19 protein-coding genes are annotated in these 19,200 nt (G+C 72.7%); 12 read left to right on the top strand and 7 right to left on the bottom strand.

Annotated elements, in window-relative coordinates; all coding sequences use genetic code 11:
- Positions 1 to 36: 36 nt before the first annotated feature.
- A complete protein-coding gene (locus ABS735_RS27595; protein WP_373903548.1) occupies positions 37 to 501 on the bottom strand; it encodes a DUF3093 domain-containing protein in 465 nt (154 codons plus the stop codon).
- A gap of 57 nt (positions 502 to 558) precedes the next feature.
- Between ABS735_RS27595 and ABS735_RS27590 the strand changes: the two genes are divergently transcribed.
- From ABS735_RS27590 to ABS735_RS27555, 8 genes are all read left to right on the top strand, one after another.
- Positions 559 to 1,143 carry a PaaI family thioesterase gene (locus tag ABS735_RS27590; protein ID WP_373903549.1) on the top strand — a complete coding sequence of 195 codons (585 nt, stop codon included), beginning with the start codon at positions 559 to 561 and terminating at the stop codon, positions 1,141 to 1,143.
- A complete protein-coding gene (dut, locus tag ABS735_RS27585) occupies positions 1,140 to 1,691 on the top strand; it encodes a dUTP diphosphatase (protein WP_373903550.1) in 552 nt (183 codons plus the stop codon). Before ABS735_RS27590 ends, dut begins: the two co-directional genes overlap by 4 nt.
- Position 1,692: 1 nt before the next feature.
- The gene (locus ABS735_RS27580; protein ID WP_052840057.1) at positions 1,693 to 2,445 is read left to right on the top strand and encodes a DUF3710 domain-containing protein; all 753 of its coding nucleotides are present in this window, start codon (positions 1,693 to 1,695) and stop codon (positions 2,443 to 2,445) included.
- Between the two features lie 186 nt (positions 2,446 to 2,631).
- Entirely contained in the window at positions 2,632 to 3,324 is a 693-nt protein-coding gene (locus ABS735_RS27575; RefSeq protein ID WP_373903551.1) for an ABC transporter ATP-binding protein, read from the top strand.
- A gap of 121 nt (positions 3,325 to 3,445) precedes the next feature.
- Positions 3,446 to 6,001 carry an ATP-binding protein gene (locus ABS735_RS27570; protein ID WP_373903552.1) on the top strand — a complete coding sequence of 852 codons (2,556 nt, stop codon included), beginning with the start codon at positions 3,446 to 3,448 and terminating at the stop codon, positions 5,999 to 6,001.
- The gene (locus tag ABS735_RS27565; RefSeq protein WP_373903553.1) at positions 5,998 to 6,681 is read left to right on the top strand and encodes a response regulator; all 684 of its coding nucleotides are present in this window, start codon (positions 5,998 to 6,000) and stop codon (positions 6,679 to 6,681) included. Before ABS735_RS27570 ends, ABS735_RS27565 begins: the two co-directional genes overlap by 4 nt.
- A 62-nt stretch (positions 6,682 to 6,743) precedes the next feature.
- Positions 6,744 to 7,142, top strand: a complete 399-nt coding sequence (locus ABS735_RS27560; RefSeq protein ID WP_078606511.1) for an OB-fold nucleic acid binding domain-containing protein — start codon at positions 6,744 to 6,746, stop codon at positions 7,140 to 7,142.
- 3 nt (positions 7,143 to 7,145) lie between these two features.
- On the top strand, positions 7,146 to 7,958 hold the full coding sequence (locus tag ABS735_RS27555; protein WP_373903554.1) for a DUF3159 domain-containing protein: 813 nt from the start codon (positions 7,146 to 7,148) through the stop codon (positions 7,956 to 7,958).
- 82 nt (positions 7,959 to 8,040) lie between these two features.
- On the opposite strand, the gene ABS735_RS27550 is transcribed toward ABS735_RS27555, so the two are convergent.
- The gene (locus ABS735_RS27550; protein ID WP_373903555.1) at positions 8,041 to 8,721 is read right to left on the bottom strand and encodes a potassium channel family protein; all 681 of its coding nucleotides are present in this window, start codon (positions 8,719 to 8,721) and stop codon (positions 8,041 to 8,043) included.
- Positions 8,721 to 9,392, bottom strand: a complete 672-nt coding sequence (locus ABS735_RS27545; RefSeq protein ID WP_061442112.1) for a potassium channel family protein — start codon at positions 9,390 to 9,392, stop codon at positions 8,721 to 8,723. Before ABS735_RS27545 ends, ABS735_RS27550 begins: the two co-directional genes overlap by 1 nt.
- A gap of 533 nt (positions 9,393 to 9,925) precedes the next feature.
- Between ABS735_RS27545 and ABS735_RS27540 the strand changes: the two genes are divergently transcribed.
- The 4 genes from ABS735_RS27540 to ABS735_RS27525 all read left to right on the top strand — a co-directional run bounded on the left by ABS735_RS27540 (position 9,926) and on the right by ABS735_RS27525 (position 15,204).
- Positions 9,926 to 10,732: an AfsR/SARP family transcriptional regulator gene (locus ABS735_RS27540; RefSeq protein WP_373903556.1), complete on the top strand. Its 807-nt coding sequence runs from the start codon at positions 9,926 to 9,928 to the stop codon at positions 10,730 to 10,732.
- A gap of 140 nt (positions 10,733 to 10,872) precedes the next feature.
- Positions 10,873 to 13,686 (top strand): polyketide synthase, encoded by a 2,814-nt coding sequence (locus ABS735_RS27535; RefSeq protein WP_373903557.1) that lies wholly within the window; start codon positions 10,873 to 10,875, stop codon positions 13,684 to 13,686.
- Positions 13,683 to 14,858, top strand: coding sequence for an L-prolyl-[peptidyl-carrier protein] dehydrogenase (gene redW, locus ABS735_RS27530; RefSeq protein WP_373903558.1), 1,176 nt, complete (start codon positions 13,683 to 13,685; stop codon positions 14,856 to 14,858). Before ABS735_RS27535 ends, redW begins: the two co-directional genes overlap by 4 nt.
- Positions 14,859 to 14,883: 25 nt before the next feature.
- The gene (locus tag ABS735_RS27525; protein ID WP_373903559.1) at positions 14,884 to 15,204 is read left to right on the top strand and encodes a RedY protein; all 321 of its coding nucleotides are present in this window, start codon (positions 14,884 to 14,886) and stop codon (positions 15,202 to 15,204) included.
- Positions 15,205 to 15,278: 74 nt separating this feature from the next.
- Here ABS735_RS27525 and ABS735_RS27520 read toward each other — a convergent pair whose 3' ends face one another.
- The 4 genes from ABS735_RS27520 to ABS735_RS27505 form a co-directional block, all read right to left on the bottom strand.
- Positions 15,279 to 15,932, bottom strand: coding sequence for a LuxR C-terminal-related transcriptional regulator (locus ABS735_RS27520; protein WP_373903560.1), 654 nt, complete (start codon positions 15,930 to 15,932; stop codon positions 15,279 to 15,281).
- 253 nt (positions 15,933 to 16,185) lie between these two features.
- The gene (locus ABS735_RS27515; protein WP_373903561.1) at positions 16,186 to 17,496 is read right to left on the bottom strand and encodes a nitroreductase family protein; all 1,311 of its coding nucleotides are present in this window, start codon (positions 17,494 to 17,496) and stop codon (positions 16,186 to 16,188) included.
- 25 nt (positions 17,497 to 17,521) lie between these two features.
- Positions 17,522 to 18,319 (bottom strand): 4'-phosphopantetheinyl transferase family protein, encoded by a 798-nt coding sequence (locus ABS735_RS27510; protein ID WP_373903562.1) that lies wholly within the window; start codon positions 18,317 to 18,319, stop codon positions 17,522 to 17,524.
- Entirely contained in the window at positions 18,306 to 19,196 is an 891-nt protein-coding gene (locus ABS735_RS27505; RefSeq protein ID WP_373903563.1) for a DUF6206 family protein, read from the bottom strand. The genes ABS735_RS27510 and ABS735_RS27505 overlap by 14 nt, the downstream gene beginning before the upstream one ends.
- Positions 19,197 to 19,200: the final 4 nt, after the last annotated feature.

The raw sequence follows: 19,200 nt of genomic DNA, 5'->3' as shown, positions 1-19,200 counted from the left end.
GCGAGTCCCGTGCGCCCCCGGCGCCACGGTCCCGCGCTACGCGGCAGCCGCCTTCGCCGCCGTCAGGGCCTCGATCAGCCGCTCCGGCTCGCGCGTCGACAGGTACAGGTACGGAGTCGGGTCCTCCGGGTCCGTGACCAGCACGCGCACGGCCCTCGGAATGTAGGCGCGCAGCAGCAGGAACGCCCGGGTGTCGGCCTTGTACGTGCGCCAGGCGCGGGCCTCCTCCGGATCGAGGATCTCCGCCTCGCCCAGCGCCGAGAGCGGCACCTTCGCCTCGCCCGCGATCAGCGAGTCGCCCACGATCCGGATGCGGACCGCGCCGTACGAACTGGCCGCCACAGCCGCCACCGCCGTGCCGCCCGCCAGGCCGCCCAGCATCGGCAGCGTGCCGAAGGGCAGCAGGATCAGCGCGAACGCGAGCCCCACCAGGAAGGAGACCAGCCACCAGGAGCGGGGCGCGGTGAGGCGTTCTTCGTACGGGGCCGTGGAGAGCTGCATGAACCAAGCTTGGCACGGGATCGGTGTTCGGCCGACGCACGGGTAAGGTCTGCGCCTGTGAGTGGTACTTCCCCAGGTCTCCAGCCCCCCGCCGACGCCGTGAAACCCGTACGGCACCCCGACGCGCCCGCCCCCGGCGAGCTGCTCGGCGCCCACTACGGCCGGTGCTTCGGCTGCGGCGGCGACCAGCCCCACGGACTGCACCTCCAGGCGCGGGCGGGTGAAGGCGTGTCGATCACCGCCGAGTTCGTCGTCCGCCCCGCCCACCAGGGCGCCCCCGGTCTGGCGCACGGCGGCGTGCTGGCCACCGCCCTCGACGAGACGCTGGGTTCGCTGAACTGGCTGCTGCGCACGATCGCGGTGACCGGACGGCTCGAGACCGACTTCCGGCGGCCGGTGCCCGTGGACACGACGCTGTACCTCGAGGCCGAGGTCACCGCGGTGGCCGGCCGGAAGATCTACTCCACGGCCACCGGCCGCATCGGCGGGCCCGACGGCCCGGTGGCCGTCCGCGCAGACGCCCTCTTCATCGAGGTCAAGGTCGAGCACTTCGTCCAGAACGGCCGCGAGGAGGAGATCCGCGCCGCCATGGACGACCCCGACCAGCTCCGTCGCGCCCGCGCCTTCGAGGTGAACCCGTGAGCGGCGCCGGGCTCGAGGTGCTGATCCGCCGCGTCGACCCCGACGTGCCGCTTCCGGAGTACGCGCAGCCCGGTGACGCGGGCGCCGACCTGCGCACCACCGTCGACTGCGAGCTGGCGCCCGGCGAACGCGCCGTTCTGCCCACGGGCGTGTCTGTGGCGCTCCCCGAGGGGTACGCGGCCTTCGTGCACCCACGTTCCGGACTGGCCGCGCGCTGCGGTGTCGCCCTCGTGAATGCCCCGGGGACGATTGATGCCGGGTACCGTGGGGAGATCAAGGTGATCGTGGTGAATCTCGACCCGCGCGAGAGCGTGCGGTTCGAGCGCTTCGAGCGGATTGCCCAACTGGTCGTCCAGCAGGTCGAGAGGGTCCGCTTCCGTCAGGTCGCGGAGCTTCCCGGCTCGGCGCGGGCCGAGGGGGGCTTCGGGTCCACCGGCGGCCACGCCGGGTTGGACCGTGCAAGCGGCACAAGCGGTCAGGTCGCCGAGGGCGGCCCGACGGGTGGGAATCGATACGCTTCGGTCGTATCCGACCGGGAAGGACAGTGACGTGTTCGGACGTCGCAAGAAGAGGGATGCCGCCGAGGACGCGGCCGGCGAGACCGAGCAGGTCGTCGACAGCGTCGACACCGAGGCGGACGAAGAGCGCGAACGCGTGCGGCTCGAGCCCGAGCCGCGCCCCGACGGGCCCTGGGACAGCACCGAGGTCCGCGACCCGGGCGAGGGCCGGGTCGACCTCGGCGGCCTGTTCATCCCCGGGGTCGACGGCATGGAACTGCGGGTGGAGGTCGCGGGCGACGCGATCGTCGCCGCGACCGTCGTACTGCGCGACAGCGCCATCCAGCTCCAGGGCTTCGCAGCGCCCAAGCGCGAGGGCATCTGGGGCGAGGTGCGTGAGGAGATCGGCTCCGGCATCACCCAGCAGGGCGGCATCGTCGACGAGGTCGAGGGTCCCCTGGGCTGGGAGCTGCGGGCCCAGGTCCCGGTGCAGCTGCCGGACGGCACGGGCGGCTTCCAGGTCGTGCGGTTCGTCGGTGTGGACGGGCCCCGCTGGTTCCTGCGCGGTGTGATCTCGGGCCAGGGCGCTGTGCAGCCGCAGGCCGCCGGTCTGCTGGAGCAGATCTTCCGGGACACGGTCGTCGTCCGCGGCGAGGGCCCGATGGCCCCCCGGGACCCGATCGTCCTCAAGCTGCCGAACGACGCCCAGATGGTCCCCGAGGGCGTCCAGCAGGAGGAGGGCTCCCGCTTCGCCGGCGGCATGGGCCAGCTCCAGCGCGGACCGGAGATCACCGAGGTTCGCTAGGCAAGGACTCGGTACGGCTTTCCGCCGTACGCGCGCCGCGAGGGCCGCGTCCCCGGAGGGACGCGGCCCTTTCGCGGTACGGAGGGGGAAGCCGCCTCTGACAATCGGGTCCCGGCCGTTGCCCCGTCCGCCTCCGTTGGTGATACTGGCGCCCGGTTCACGGCGTACGGCGGGGGAGGGCGCGACATGAGCCAGGTGGCCACCGAGACCATGGTGCGCGTCGAGGACGTACGGAAGTCGTACGGTCACGACAGCGCCGCCGTACACGCCCTGCGCGGCGTCTCCTTCGACGTGCCGCGCGGAGAACTGGTCGCCCTCAAGGGGCGGTCGGGCTCCGGGAAGACCACGCTGCTCAACATCGTCGGCGGACTCGACACACCGGACGCCGGGCGGGTCGAGGTCGACGGCCGGGACCTCGCGGAGCTGGACGAGGACGGACTGCTCGCCCTGCGCCGGGACCGGGTCGGCTTCGTCTTCCAGTCCTTCGGGCTCATCCCGATCCTCACCGCCGCCGAGAACGTCGGCGTACCGATGCGACTGCGCCGGGCCGCGCCCCGTGAACGCGAGGAGCGCGTCGAGCTGCTGCTCGCCCTCGTGGGCCTCGCCGACCACGCCGCCCAGCGCCCCGGTGAGCTGTCCGGCGGCCAGCAGCAGCGGGTCGCCATCGCCCGAGCCCTCGCCAACAACCCCGCGCTGCTGATCGCCGACGAGCCCACCGGCCAGCTGGACGCCGAGACCGGGCACTCCGTGATGGAGCTGCTGCGGGCCGTCGTACGCAGCGAACAGGTCACCGCCCTGGTCGCCACCCATGACGCCACCCTGCTCGACCTCGCCGACCGGGTGCTGGAACTGCGGGACGGTGAGATCGTCGAGCAGTGACGCTCCGGCGTCAGAGTTCCGTCAAGGGCGACCGGCATCCGCACCCCGCCCCGTTTTGTCGCGATTGCGGGCCGTAAGGTCGACGCTGCGCACTCGGCGCTGACCAGAAGACAATGAGGCCATGGGACGCGGCAAGCTTCGGATCTACCTCGGCGCGGCGCCGGGCGTCGGCAAGACGTACGCCATGCTGTCCGAGGCCCACCGCCGCGTCGAACGGGGCACCGACTGCGTGGTGGCCTTCGTCGAGCACCACGGCCGCCCGCGCACCGAGGTGATGCTGCGCGGCCTGGAACAGGTGCCGCGCCGGGAGGTCGAGCACCGCGGCGCGGCCTTCACCGAACTGGACCTGGACGCGGTCCTGGCCCGCGGCCCCCGGGTGGCACTGGTGGACGAGCTGGCCCACACCAACGTCCCCGGCGTGCGCAACGCCAAGCGGTGGCAGGACGTCGAGGAACTCCTCGCCGCCGGGATCGACGTCGTCTCGACCGTCAACATCCAGCACCTGGAGTCGCTCGGCGACGTCGTGGAGTCCATCACCGGCGTACGGCAGCGCGAGACCGTGCCCGACGAGGTGGTACGGCGCGCGGACCAGATCGAACTGGTCGACATGTCGCCCCAGGCGCTGCGCCGGCGCATGGCCCACGGCAACATCTACCAGCCGGACAAGGTCGACGCGGCCCTGTCCAACTACTTCCGCCCCGGCAACCTCACCGCCCTGCGCGAGCTGGCGCTGCTGTGGGTGGCGGACCGGGCTGACGAGTACCTCCAGCAGTACCGCAGCGAGCACCGCGTCTCGAAGATCTGGGGCTCGCGCGAACGCATCGTGGTCGGCCTGACCGGCGGCCCCGAGGGCCGGACGCTGATACGCAGGGCCGCGCGCCTCGCCGAGAAGGGTGCCGGCGGCGAGGTGCTGGCCGTCTACATCGCCCGCAGCGACGGGCTGACCTCCGCCTCCCCGAAGGAGCTGGCGGTGCAGCGCACCCTGGTGGAGGACCTCGGCGGCACCTTCCACCACGTGCTCGGCGAGGACATACCGGCCGCCCTGCTCGACTTCGCCCGCGGCGTCAACGCCACCCAGATCGTCCTCGGCTCCTCGCGCCGCAAGGCCTGGCAGTACGTCTTCGGACCCGGCGTCGGCGCCACCGTCGCCCGCGAGTCCGGCCCCGACCTGGACGTCCACATCGTCACCCACGAGGAGGTCGCCAAGGGGCGCGGGCTGCCGGTGGCCAGGGGTGCGCGGCTCGGCCGTTCCCGGATCGTCTGGGGCTGGTTCGCGGGTCTGGGCGGGCCGGTACTGCTGACGCTGCTGCTCAGCACCGTCCACCTCGGGCTCGCCAACGACGTCCTCCTCTACCTGGCGCTGACGGTGGCGGCCGCCCTGCTCGGCGGGCTGTATCCGGCGCTGGCCTCGGCCGCGGTCGGGTCGCTGCTGATGAACTGGTTCTTCACGCCGCCCGTCAACCGGATCACCATCGCCGACCCGAGGAACATGCTTGCGCTCGCCATATTCGTGGGCGTCGCGCTCTCCGTCGCCTCGGTCGTCGACGTCGCGGCCCGCCGCACCCACCAGGCCGCCCGGCTGCGCGCCGAGTCGGAGATCCTGTCCTTCCTCGCCGGTGACGTACTGCGCGGCGAGACCAGCCTGGAGACGCTCCTTGAGCGGGTGCGCGAGACCTTCGGCATGGAGTCGGCCGCGCTCCTGGAGCGGGAGGGCGACGTGGCGCCCTGGACCTGCGCCGGCCGCGCCGGGTCGGGACCCCCGGTCGACCGCCCGGAGGACGCGGACGTGGACATGCCCGTCGGCGACCACCTGGCGCTCGCGCTGACCGGCCGCGTCCTGCCCGCCGAGGACCGCCGGGTGCTGGCCGCCTTCGCCGCCCAGGCCGCCGTCGTCCTGGACCGGCGCCGCCTGCGCGAGGAGGCCGACCGGGCCCGTGCGCTGGCCGAGGGCAACCGCATCCGCACCGCGCTGCTGGCCGCCGTCAGCCACGACCTGCGCACTCCGCTGGCCGGGATCAAGGCGGCGGTCACCAGCCTCAGGTCCGAGGACGTGGCCTGGTCGGAGGAGGACCGGGCCGAGCTGCTCGAAGGCATCGAGGAGGGCGCCGACCGCCTCGACCACCTCGTGGGCAACCTCCTCGACATGTCCCGCCTCCAGACCGGCACCGTCACGCCGCTGATCCGCGAGATCGACGTCGACGAGGTGGCGCCGATGGCGCTCGGCGGGGTGCCCGAGGGGAGCGCGGAGCTGGACATCCCGGAGACGCTGCCCATGGTCGCCGTGGACGCCGGGCTCCTGGAGCGGACGATGGCCAACCTGGTGGAGAACGCCGTCAAGTACAGTCCGGCCGGCCGCGGCGTCCTGGTCGCCGCCAGTGCCCTCGCCGACCGCGTCGAGGTGCGCGTCGTCGACCGGGGACCGGGAGTGCCGGACGAGGCCAAGGACCGCATCTTCGAGCCCTTCCAGCGCTACGGCGACGCCCCGCGCGGGGCCGGAGTGGGGCTCGGCCTGGCCGTGGCCCGCGGTTTCGCCGAGGCCATGGGCGGCACCCTGAACGCCGAGGACACCCCCGGCGGCGGCCTCACCATGGTCCTCACCCTGCGCGCGGTGCGTTCTTCCGGTTCCTCCGCGACGACCCCCCACCTCGCGACCGCAGAAAGGCAGGCCGGCGGATGACCCGCGTCCTCGTGATCGACGACGAACCGCAGATCGTGCGCGCCCTCGTGATCAACCTCAAGGCGCGCCGCTACGAGGTCGACGCCGCCCACGACGGGGCCACCGCCCTCCAGCTCGCCGCCGCCCGCCACCCCGACGTGGTGGTGCTGGACCTGGGCCTGCCCGACATGGACGGCGTCGAGGTGATCAAGGGGCTGCGCGGCTGGACCCGGGTGCCGATCCTGGTGCTGTCCGCCCGGCATTCCTCCGACGAGAAGGTCGAGGCGCTGGACGCGGGCGCCGACGACTACGTCACCAAGCCCTTCGGCATGGACGAGCTGCTGGCCCGGCTGCGGGCCGCCGTCCGCCGGTCCGAGCCCGTCCCGGGCGGCGAGGACGAGGTGGTCGTGGACACCGCGGAGTTCGCCGTCGACCTGGCCGCGAAGAAGGTCCACCGGGGCGGGAAGGACGTGCGCCTGACGCCCACCGAGTGGCATCTGCTGGAGGTGCTGGTGCGCAACACGGGGCGCCTGGTGAGCCAGAAGCAGCTGCTGCAGGAGGTGTGGGGGCCGTCGTACGGGACGGAGACGAACTACCTGCGGGTCTACATGGCCCAGCTGCGCCGCAAGCTCGAGGCCGACCCCGCGCACCCGCGGCACTTCATCACCGAGCCGGGCATGGGCTACCGCTTCGAGAAGTGAGCCTCGCCATCCCGGTCCGAGAGGGGTGCATGGCTGTCGGCGTGCCCCGGTACGCTTCAGATATGAGTGCTGCTCCGCGTTCCGACAAGCCGGTGGGCCGGTTCCGGCGCATGTTCGACCGGCTCTCCTCGTCGCAGGAGGACCTGGAGTCGGAGGAACTGCGCGAGGACGCCGACACCGCCGGCTGCACGCGCATCGGAGACTGCCAGGACCGGCAGGTCGTGTCGGTAACTGGTACCTTGCGCACGGTCACCCTGCGACCGCGTGCGGGCGTCCCGGCCCTGGAGGCCGAGCTGTTCGACGGCTCCGCCGCCCTGGACGTGGTGTGGCTGGGCAGACGCTCCATCGTGGGCATAGAGCCGGGGCGCAAGCTCATCGCATCGGGCCGGGTCTCCATGAGCCACGGCCGCCGGGTGCTCTTCAACCCGAAATACGAACTGAGACCCCTCGGACGGGAGTAGCCGGTGACGTCGCTCGACAAGCCGACCGAAGAGACGACAGAGGCCGACGACGACGCCCGGGCGGTGACGGAGGCCGCGCTGTTCGAGGCGTTCGGCGGCGTGCGGGGCATGGTCGAGACGGTGCTGCCGGGCCTGCTCTTCGTCACCATCTTCACGCTCAACAACGACCTGCACATGTCGGCGATCGCGGCGCTGGCCGTGTCGGTGGTGCTGGTCGTCGTCCGGCTCGTGATGAAGGACACCGTCAAGCACGCGTTCAGCGGGGTCTTCGGCGTCGCCTTCGGCGTGGTCTTCGCGATGATGACCGACAACGCCAAGAACTTCTATCTGCCGGGCATGCTCTACACCCTGGGCCTGGCGCTGGCGTACATCGTCACCTCGCTGGCAGGGGTGCCGCTGATCGGCCTGATCCTCGGCCCGGTCTTCAAGGAGAACCTCTCCTGGCGCACCCGCAATCCGGGCCGCAAGAAGGCGTACACCAAGGCCAGCTACGCGTGGGGCCTGATCCTGCTGGGCAAGAGCGCGATCCTCTTCCCGCTGTACTGGTGGGCGGACACCGAGCAGCTCGGCTGGGTCCTGGTCACCCTGAAGATCCCGCCCTTCCTGCTCGCCGTCTGGCTGACCTGGGTCTTCCTGGCCAAGGCGCCGGCTCCCATCGACGTGTTCGCGGAGATGGAGGCGGCGGAAGAGGTCGAGAAGGCGGAGAAGGCCGAGCGGGAACGGCGCGACCAGGAGACCGACGGCATCCTGCCCGCGCCGTCCGAGGCCGACGGGGAGGCCGCGGACCTGCGCGGCGGCAGGCACCGCAAGGCCTGACGGGCGGGACGGGGCAGTACGGCGCTGGGGCGCCCGGAGAATTCCGGGCGCCCCAGCGCCGTAGACGGGTCCTCCGTGTCGGTCAGACCAGTCCGTCGGGTCGCCGCCGCGCCGACAGCAGGTCCTCCAGTTGTTCCTCGCGGGCCTGGGCCGCCACGAAGAGCAGCTCGTCGCCGGCCTCCAGGGAGTCCTCCTGGGACGGCGTCAGCACCCGGGTGCCGCGGATGATCGTCACCAGCGAGGTGTCCTCGGGCCACTGGACGTCGCCGACCTGGGTGCCGGCCAGGGCCGACTCCTCCGGCAGCGTCAGCTCGACGAGGTTGGCGTCGCCGTGGCTGAAGCGCAGCAGCCGGACCAGGTCGCCGACGCTCACCGCCTCCTCCACCAGGGCCGACATCAGCCGCGGGGTGGAGACGGCGACGTCCACGCCCCAGGACTCGTTGAAGAGCCACTCGTTCTTCGGGTTGTTCACCCGGGCGACGACGCGCGGAACGCCGTACTCCGTCTTGGCCAGCAGGGACACGACCAGGTTGACCTTGTCGTCGCCCGTCGCGGCGATGACGACGTTGCAGCGCTGGAGCGCCGCCTCGTCCAGCGACGTGATCTCGCACGCGTCGGCGAGCAGCCACTCCGCCATCGGGACGCGCTCGACCGAGATGGCGGTCGGCGCCTTGTCGATGAGCAGGACCTCGTGCCCGTTCTCCAGCAGCTCGCCCGCGATCGAACGGCCGACCGCGCCGGCTCCGGCAATGGCGACCCTCATCAGTGACCGCCCTCCTCTTCGGGACCCTTGGCGAACGCCGCCTCGACCTTGTGGACCTCGTCGGTGCGCATCATGACGTGCACGAGGTCACCCTCCTGCAGGACGGTCTGCGAGGAGGGCAGGATCGCCTCCCCGAGCCGGGTGACGAACGCCACCCGCACGCCCGTCTCCTCCTGGAGCCGGCTGATCTTGTGACCGACCCAGGCCGAGGAGGTGTGCACCTCGGCGAGCTGGACGCCTCCGGTGGGGTCGCGCCACAGCGGCTCGGCACCCGAGGGCAGCAGCCGGCGCAGCATCTGGTCGGCCGTCCAGCGGACGGTGGCCACGGTGGGGATGCCCAGGCGCTGGTAGACCTCGGCGCGGCGCGGGTCGTAGATGCGGGCGGCGACGTTCTCCACGCCGAACATCTCGCGCGCCACGCGGGCGGCGATGATGTTCGAGTTGTCCCCGCTGGAGACGGCGGCGAAGGCGCCGGCCTCCTCGATGCCCGCCTCACGCAGGGTGTCCTGGTCGAAGCCGATGCCGGTGACCCGACGACCGCCGAACGAGGAACCGAGGCGGCGGAAGGAGGTGGGGTCCCGGTCGATCACGGCGACCGTGTGCCCCTGCTGCTCCAGGGTCTGGGCGAGCGCGGAGCCCACCCGCCCGCAGCCCATGATGACAATGTGCACGGCTCACACCACTCTTCTTCTCAGCCCTCTTACCGGGGTGAACATCCCGTTCATCTTCCTCTTTCGGCTCGACGGGCAAACACCTGCGGCCCCGCTGAGGGCCGCAGGTCACCATCATGCCGGTCCGCCGCCGCCGGACCCCGCCGGGGTGGTTCGTTCGCGTCGTTCAGTTCCGTTGAACCGGAGCGCGGTCGCGCCTCAACACATTGACGGTGGCGTCCCATTCCGAGGGGCCTGTGTTGAGGCCGGATTCCGATCGTTCGGTGGATGACGGGTGGGGGAGTGCTTGCCACGATGGACTCCGGCAAGAGTGTGGTTCGAAAACCGGTCGAGAGCCCGGCCGGAACCGGGGCGACGGCCCTTCGGGGCCGGTCAGGATCCGCCGCGGACCAGCACCCCCGTCCGCTCACGGGAGTGCGGGGGAGCGCGCGAGGGCGACCCGACGAACCGGGCCGTCCGGCTGCGCGCGGTTGACCCCCTCGGACCACGGATACAGCCTGTACAACTTCGGGGGATGTGTGGAAATCAACATATTGGGACCCGTATCGATCAACACGCCGCACAGCGGCGGCGGGATCCGGGCCGGCAAGGTCCGCACGCTGGTGGCCACGCTCGCCATCGACGCCGGCCGCGCCGTGTCGCTCGCGGACCTGGTGGACGAGCTCTGGGGCGCGAACCCGCCCGACAACGTCCTCAACGCCCTCCAGGCGCATGCCGCGCGGGCCCGGAAAGTGATCAACGAGCGTGCCTGTCCCGAGCGGGCCGGCGGCATCGTGCGCTCCGTGCTCGGCGGCTACCTCCTGGAGATCGATCCACGGTGCGTGGACGGCAACCGTTTCCTGCGGCTCGCCTCGCAGGGCGCGTCCCTGCTCCCCGCCGACCCGGCACGCGCCGTCGAACTGCTGGAGACCGGCCTACGGCTGTGGCGCGGTCCCGCCCTGATCGACGCGGGAGAGGGCAGGCGCTGCCGGGGCGCAGCGGCCCTGTTCGAGGAGCGCCGGCTCACCGCCCTGGAGGACCTGGTGAGCGCGATGCTCCTGCTCGGCGGCGAGGCCCAGGCGATCGCCATGCTCCAGCAGCTGGTGGCGCAGTACCCGCTGCGCGAGCGGTTCTGCGAGCTGCTGATGGTCGGCCTCTACCGGGTGGGGCGTCAGGGCGACGCCCTGGAGTCCTACCACCTGGCCAGGAAGCGGCTCGACGAGGAGCTGGGTGTCCAGCCGGGCGCGCTGCTGCGCCGGCGGCACGCCGAGATCCTCGCGCAGGACCCGGTCCTGAAGGTGCCGTCCGCGCTGTGGCGGGAGCCGTACTCCCCGGCCGGTACCAGCCTGCTCACCGCCTGACGGCCCCCGCCCCGGTCGCGGCCGGCGCCCTCGTGAACAGGAACGAGAAGTTGTCAGACAAGGAAACAGCCACAGACAGGGACGCGGCGCCGGCGACACCGGCGGCGCCGGCCCCCGCAGAACCGATCGCCATCGTCGGAATGTCCGCTCTCTACCCCCGGGCCCACGGCATCGAGGAGCTGTGGCGGCTGCTGCTCGCCGACGCGCCCCCGTCCGGCACCGGCGCGGGACCGGCACCGGTACCGGGCAGCCTCGGTGACATCGAGATCGACGTCGCACGGTTCGGCATCCCGCCGGCCCAGGCGGCCTCCATGGCCCGCCTGCAGCTGCTCATGGTCGAGGCGGCCCGCCAGTGCCTCGACGACGCCACGGGCCCCGGCGGCCTCCCGGGCCGCACGGACGTCGTCGTGGGCACCTGCCTGGGCCTGGACCGGCAGTACGCCAACGCGCTGCGCGTCGACGGCGCCCGCTACGCCCGGGACCTGGCGGAGGTCCTCGCGGACGGCCCCTGGCGGGACACCGGCGCCGACCCGCGGGCCGCCGAACGGGAACTCAACGACGTACTGGCGCGCCGGCTCGGTGCCTCACCGCACGACCGGGTGGGGGAGATGGCCAGTACGATCCCGGCGCGCATCGCGTCCGCCTTCAAGCTGCGCGGACGCACCCTCGCCGTCGAGTCGGCGGACGCCACCTCGTTCTGGGCCCTCGCCCACGCAGTGGACAGCCTGCGCGCCGGGCTGACCGACGCCGCCCTGGTCGTGGTGGGGCAACGCGACGAGGGCCGTTTCGCGCGGCGGGCGCTGGCGGCGAAGGGGCTCGCGGCCGCACCGGACGGGACGGGGGACGCTCCCGTACTCGCCGAGGGACTCGGGGCGCTGCTGCTCAAGCGCCGGTCGACCGCGCAGCGGGACGGCGACCGCGTGTACGCGTCGGTACTGGACTGCGCACTGCGGCACGAGGCGCGGCCGGGCACCTTCCGCTACTCGCTGTCGGCCGAGCACCGCCGGGCGGCCGCCGAGGCCGCGCACCGTACGGCGGGCGTCGCGCCGGGGTCGGTGGGCCTCGTCGAGTGCGCGGGTCACGGCCCGGGCGCCGTGGGGCGCGCCGAGCAGGACGCGATCGCCGCGATCCACGCCGATGCCCCGCGGGACTCGGTGGCCCTGGGCAGCGTGCGCGACCGGCTCGGCCACACCTTCGCCAACGCCGGGCTCGCCGGTGTCACGAAGGCGGCGCTGGCCCTGCACCACCGCACCGTCCCCCCGGTGCGGACCGGCACCGGGCCGGGCCCGACGGCCGGCGCGTTCCGCGTGCCGCGCGCGGCCGAGCCGTGGGGGCCGTCCGCGGACGGCACGCCCCGCCGGGCGGCGGTGCTGGGCGCCTCGCTCACCGGAACGGTCTGTCACGTGCTGCTCGAAGAACACGTACCGGCCGCCGCCGGAGTTGCGGCGTCGGCGCCGGCCGTCGGCTCCTCGGGCCGCGCCTCGGTCGGCGGGAGGCCGTCGGGCGAGGGGGCTGCCGGCGGGCGCGGGGCTGCCGGTTCGTTCGTGCGCGGTGCCGGGGAGCCCATCGCGATCGTCGGCTTCGGCGGGCGCTTCGCCGACTCGCCCGACGCGGACGGCTTCTGGCGGACCATGCTCTCCGGGCGGGACCGGATCGGGCCGCTGCCGGCCGAGTCGTTCGACCGGGACCTCTACCACGCCCCGGGCGCGCTCGCCCGCGGGCGCAGTTACACCGACCTGGGCGCGCCCGTCCCGGTGCCGTCGGCGCCGCCCGCCGGGCTGCGCATCCCGCCGCACCGGTACGCGGCGATGGACGCGGCCCAGCGCCTCGGACTCGACGTGGCGACCGAGATGTTCGCCCGCTACGGGCGCCCGCCGCACACACTCGAGGGCGTCGGAACCGTCGCCGTCGGCAGCAACCTGGGCCTCTCCAGGGAACGCCGACTGCACACCGGTCTGTGCCTCGACGACCTGGAGGCGGACGTCCGGTCCCTCGCCACGCTCGGCGCACTCGGGCCGGACGAGGTCGAGGCACTGACCAAACTGGTGCGGGACCGGTTCGCGGAGCCCGGCCCCGTCGACCTGCCGACCACCTGGGACGGCTGCGTCGCCAGCGGCATCGCGGCCCTCGTCGGCAACGAACACCGCCTGGACTCCGTACCGGTGGCCGTGGAGGCCGCCTGCGCCTCCTCGCTGGCGGCACTCGACGTCGCCGTGGGTCGGCTGCGCTCCGGCGGGGCCGACTACGCCGTGGCCGGTGGCGTGGAACTGCCGTGCAACCCGCGGGACATGGTGCTGTGCTCCTCGCTGGGCCTGCTGTCGCACAGCAGGATCACCCCCTTCGACACGGCGGCCGACGGCTTCACCCCGGGCGACGGCTGCGCGCTGTTCCTGCTCAAGCGCCTGGCGGACGCCCGCCGCGACGGCGACCCGGTGTTCGGCGTGCTCCGCGCGGTCGGCGCGTCCAACGACGCGAAGTCGCTGATCGCCCCGGACGCCGACGGCCAGGCCCGGGCCGTACGGCAGGCCTTCGCCCAGGTGGACTTCGGCCCGGACGAGGTGGACTACCTGGAGGCCCACGGCACCGGGACCCGGCTGGGCGACCGGGTGGAGGTCGCCGCCGCCGCGCAGGTGTACGGCACGGGGCGGCGTACGGCACCGCTGCACATCGGGTCCGCCAAGTCCTTCCTCGGTCACACCTTCGCGGCGGCCGGCGCGGCCGGACTGCTGCGCACGCTCCAGGGATTGCGACGGGCGACCCTGCCGCCCAGCGTCAACCTGCGCGAACTCAGCCCCGACCTCGCCCTGGACGCCGTCCCCGCGCGGGTGGCCACCGAGGCCCGGCCCTGGCCCGCGGAGCCGGGTCGGCCGCGGCGCGCCGCGGTGAGTGCGTTCGGAACCGGCGGCATCAACTACCACCTGCTGATCGAGGAAGGCACGGGCGCAACGCGATGAACTACGATTTCGACGCCGGGTTCGACGCCGAGACGGCGGAAATGCGCGACATGGTCGTGCGGTTCGCCCGGCGCGAGCTGGATTCCCCGGGCCGCTTCGCGGACGCCGAGGACTTCCGGCGGCGCTGGCGGCTGGCCGGCAAACAGGGCCTGGTGGGCACCTCCGTGCCGGGCGAGTTCGGCGGCAGCGGCCTGGACGCGGTGGCCGCGGCCGCCACGATGGAGGCCCTCGGGTACGGCTGCGCGGACACCGGCTTCGCCTTCTCGGTCGCCGCGCACCTGTTCGCCGCAGTCATGCCGATCGTCGAGTTCGGCACCGAGGAGCAGCGCGGCGCGTGGCTGCCGGCCCTGAGTTCCGGCGAGCGGATCGCCGCGCACGCCATCACCGAGCCGGAGGCCGGATCGGACGCGCTGCGCCTGCGCACCCGCGCCGACGCCGGTGACGGCGGCTACGTCCTCAACGGTTCCAAGTGCTTCATCACCAACGCCCCGGTGGCCGACGTGTTCGTGGTGCAGGCCGCCACCGATCCGCGGGGCGGCTTCTTCGGGCTGACCACGTTCCTGGTCGAGGCGTCCACCCCCGGGCTCACGGTCGGGCGGCCGTACGACAAGGTGGGGCTGCGCGGGTCCCCGACGGCCGACGTCCACTTCGACGACTGTCCCGTCCCGGCCGAAGCGGTGCTGGGAGCGGAGGGCGCCGGGGCGAGCATCTTCTCCTCGTCGATGAAGTGGGAGCGCACCTGCCTGTTCGCGGCCTACCTCGGAGCGATGCGCCGGGTGCTGGAGTCCACGGTGGAACACGCCCGGGACCGGGAACAGTTCGGCTCGCCCATCGGGGAGTTCCAGGCGGTCAGCCACCGCATCGTCGACATGCTGGGCCGCTACGAGGGGGCCAGGCTGCTGCTCTACCGGGCGGCGCGGTCACTGGCCGACGGCACGGCGGACGAGATCGGCCCGGCCCTCGCGAAGATCGCGGTCAGCGAAGCCGCCGTACAACTCGGGCTGGACGCCGTCCAGTTGAGGGGTGCGCTGGGGGTGATGGACGGGGAGGCGGAGTCCCTGCTGAGGGACGCGCTGCCGGCCCGGATCTTCTCCGGCACCAACGAGATCCAGAAGAACAACGTCGCGCGAGCGCTGGGCCTGGGGCGCCGGCGTCCCGCGGCACGCCGCTGAGCGCACAGCCAGGGAGACGCGAGACATGGACGTCATCATCCACCGTATTCGTCTGCACGACGGAGTGGACCCGGCCCGCTTCGAGGCCTGGGTCCGGGACGTCGACTACGCGACCTGTCCCCGACTGCCCAGCGTGCGCGCCTTCGGGGTGCAGCGGGTGAGCACGGAACGGGACGCTCCATTTCACTACTTCGAGATCATCTCGGTGAGCGCGCTGGACGCATTCTCCCAAGACATGAAATCGGAGGCCTTTCAGGGCTTGGCCGACGCATTCGACACGATGGCCTCGGTGGTCGAGGAGATGAGCGGCGAACGCGTGGAACCGGGCTACCGGGCACTGCCCTGACGCAGCGGCCGGTAACGCGGCACGGAGCTTTGCGGGGGCCGTACGGTGAGGAAGCCGTACGGCCCCACGGGCTCTCAGCGGGCGGGGGCGCCGTAACCCGGGCAGGTGCCGAGGAGCCCCGACTCGTAGGCGATGGCGACGGCCTGGGCGCGGGTCGCCGCACCCAGTTTGCGCAGGACCCGGTGTACGTGGGACCTGACCGTGGTGCTGGAGACGGACAGGGCGCCGGCCATCTCGGTGTTCGTCTTTCCCTGGGTCAGTAAGACGAGTACTTCTGTTTCCCGAGGTGTCAGTTCGGGGCGGAGATTCTTCGGCGCCTTGCTCCGCCAATAGCGCGTCAGGGCTTCCTGGGCTTCTTCCGGGGCGATTATGGCGTTCACTTCGGTGATGGTTTTGATGACGTGCACCAGTTCTTCGACCGATGTTTCCGCTGACAATACCGCGCGTACTCCGAGGCGAAGTGCCTCGAATGCGCGGTGGGTGTTCTCCGGTTTGGTCAGGAGAATGGTCTTGGCGAGTCGAGACAGTTCCGTGAGTTTGTCGATGTCGTCCACGGTCACCAGGGGTGCGACGGCGATCAGGACGTCGGGTCCGGTCTCCGTCGCGGTGCCGAGCGAGCCACGCAACGTGGTCTCGACCTGCACCTTCAGATTGTGCCGCTCCAGCAATGCGCGCATTCCCTCGCCCAGGATGACGCGGTCGCAGCACACCAGGACACGGGTCGTCATACGTGAGCTTTCGGCCGGGAAGGATGTGAATGGCACGGGTGGCGCGGGTCGGCCCCGGCGTTGCCGGGTCGGTGCCGGACGCCTTTCTTTGTCATTCCCCCGATATGCGTCATGCGGCCAAACTTAGCACGCTTGTGCGTACTTGGAGGGCGGCTTGCGATACCCGGGTGAGCGCCTGGTACGAAGCTGTTTCACCCTGATGAAGATCTTGTCGGGAATCTTGTGAATGCTGCTGGTCCCGTGCCGGTCCGGCTCAGAGGGCCACGTGCCCGGCGGCGTCGTCGCGCCGGTGGGAGCGCGGCGCGGGAGAGCCGGCCACACCGACCCGGCTCACGAAGAAGGTCCGGCCGGGCAGGGACAGTTCGCGCTCCAGCCGGCCGCGCAGGTCTTCGTGCTGGATGACGATGCTGACGGGGTGGAGGGACAGCCCGTGCCGGGTCGCCCGCCACCAGTAGTCGGCCAGCCGCGCTCCGCCCCGCAGCAGTTCCGCCCGCCCGGGCTCCTGTGCGGCGATGCCCATGGTGACCACGGCCGGAGTGCGGCGCACGAGGTCGGCGAGCCCGGCGGCCAGCACCCGGTGGTAGCCGACCTTGCCCAGCAGATGCATCGTGGTCGGCGCCAGTGCACAGCGCATCGCGGCCCGGCGCGGTCGGGACATGGGGCCGAAGAGCTGCTCCGGCGTGAACCCGTCCCCCCGCGCGGCCGCGTCCGCGAGGTCCCGGCGCAGGAAGGAGTGGGTCTCCCGCCAGGCGGCGCGGTGCCCGAAGTCACGCCCCGCGTGCCGGGCGACGAACGCCGCGAACGCACGCAGGTCCCGCGGCTCGGTCAGGTGCCGGACGTGGACCGGATCTCCTTCGGCATCCGGTGAGGAGCCGGCTCCGGCCAGGTCGCGCAGCAGCCCGGAGGAGACCGGCTGCGGCCGGTAGGGCCCGCGGTGGGTGCGGCGGGCCAGCGCGGTCTCGCGGAGGTCGTCCAGCCGTTCCCCGGACGGCGGCCCGGGACGCAGCGCCACCACGCACAGCGGCGTCCACGCCGCCGGCCACCCGGCGCCGAACCGGGACCCGCCGTCGGTCCCGGACCCCCTCTCGGTCCCGGACCCCCTCTCGGTCCCAGTCCCGGAGCTGCTCTCGGCCCCGGACCCGCTGTCGGCCCCGGACCCGCTGTCGGCCCCGGACCCGCTGTCGGCTCCGGGCCCGCTGTCGGCCCCGGACTGTCCGTCGCCGTTCAGGACGCGCATCGCGGTGGCCGTCCAGCCCTGGGCCGCCAGCCCGCGCAGCAGGATCCGCCAGTAGATGCCGCAGCTCACCTCCATCTCGACGGCGTGTGCGGCGAGCGCCGTCAACTCCCGCCCGCGGTCCAGGGCCAGGACCAGGTACTCGTCCGCGTCCTCGCCGGTCAGGTCCGCCGCCGCCCGGCGGGCCGCCGCGGTCGTGGCACGGCCGAGGCCCCACGGCTGGCAGTTGTGCGAGGAGGGACTCAGCGCCGCCGGTCCCGCCGCCGCCTCCAGCGCCTGTGTGAACGTGGACACCGGCGCGGCGGCCTGGTCCGTCCTGCGGGTCGTCATGACGTCTCCTCTTCGAAGGCCGGGCTCATCGCCCCACGAGGGCCAGGTGGTGGCCGTGGACCGCGCCGGCCCACCCCGTCGGCCGCCGGGTCTCGGCGGTGGGGGCATGGCGCAGCAGTCCGCCCCCCGGCCGCCAGGTGAAGCGGCCGTCCGGCAGCCAGCCGGTCAGTGCCACCTCGCGGGCGTCGACCCGCAGTCCGAAGCCGTAGTACTTGAGTACGGCCTCCTTGCACGTCCAGCGCAGCGCCGCCGGCATGGTCGCCAGCCGCCGGGCGTCCGGTGACGGCGCCCGCGGGTCGCACTCCTGGTCGAGCAGCCTGGCCAGGGTCGGCGGCATGGGCCGGTCGTGCTCCAGGTCGACGCCGATCGCGTGCGGTCCGCACACGGCGACCGCGAAGTCCCCCGAGTGCGTCAGACCCACCTCGACCGGCGCGTCCACCACCGGCCTGCCGGCCTGGATGCCCCCGACCACGGTGCGCACCTCGATGGCGCGGGGCTCCCGGACCAGGCCCCAGTGCCGTCGGCCGTGCGCGCTGACGGCGTGTTTGAGCGCGAGCCGGCCGGCCAGCCACTCGTACCGCCGGCGGGGGGCGCGCAGCGCCGCGGCCTGCTCCGTCTCGGCGGGCGTCAGATACCGTGCCCGGAGCGCGGCGAGTGCCTCGGGGCTCCGTCCGCGCAGCCAGCCGATGGACACCACGGCGAGGGTGAGCCGCCGCGACGCCGGCGTCAGGTGCGTGACGCGCAGCGGACGGGACACGTCCAGCAGTACCTGGTCCGCGAGGTCGTCCGCCTCCGGTACCGCTGTGGTCTCACCGCTCGACATGGCGGGGCAGCAGGAAGGGGTACGGGCGGCGCACCACCTTGTTGTGGACGAAGCGGTCCGCCCTGCGCAGCCGCTGGATGAGTTCCCACATCCGCGCGTCGTCACGGTAGTAGGCCGCGATCTCCTCGGTGCCCAACGGCTGCTCCAGACGGGCGTTGGCCTGTTCGACGAAGCGGGGGATCAGCCGCTCCAGCCGCTCCTTGTGCAGATTGCCGAGGAAGTCGAGGACCACTCCGCGCGGCGTGTAGAACTTGTCGAAGATCGACTTCGTCATCGCCATCCGCACCAGGTCCCGCACCAGCCACGGCAGAGAGGTGAAGAACAGCGGCACGTCGAGGAGTTCCCGCTCGCGTTCGTCGCGCACGAGCGGGGTCGTGACGTCGAGGTAGACCAGCTCGCCGTCGACCTCGATCCAGTTGGAGGCCTGTCCGTCGAGGCCCAGACGCGGGGTGACGGTCGCCTCGACGCGGTCCAGGAACCGTTCGAAGAACCCCTCGCACCAGGCGTCTTCGGCCGTGTGCAGCAGCCGCGAGCACAGCCGCTCCTCGGGAAGCGCCTCCTGGACGCAGTAGGCGACGGCCCGGCCGCCCGGCAGCGGCCGGTGCCACATGCGGGTCTCGGCGACCTCGATGCCGCCCTTGTCCAGCCGGGTGATGTAGTCGTCGACCAGCGCCGAGTGCCGGTCCAGCCGTTCCCGGGACGGGAAGACCGGCAGCCGCTTGCACGCGAACGCGCCCGAGCCGGTCTCCAGCCGCAGCACCAGAGTCACCTCGCCGTAGCCGAGAATGGTCAGGGCCCGGTCGTCGGTGGTCCGCAGGGCCCGCGTGACCTCGTCCTCGAGGGTGTCTATCGCGTCGGAGGGGACGGAGAAGGTCATGGCC

The organism is Streptomyces sp. MMCC 100, from assembly GCF_041538145.2.
GTDB lineage: Bacteria > Actinomycetota > Actinomycetes > Streptomycetales > Streptomycetaceae > Streptomyces.
This window is presented reverse-complemented; position numbering and strand designations above follow the sequence as displayed.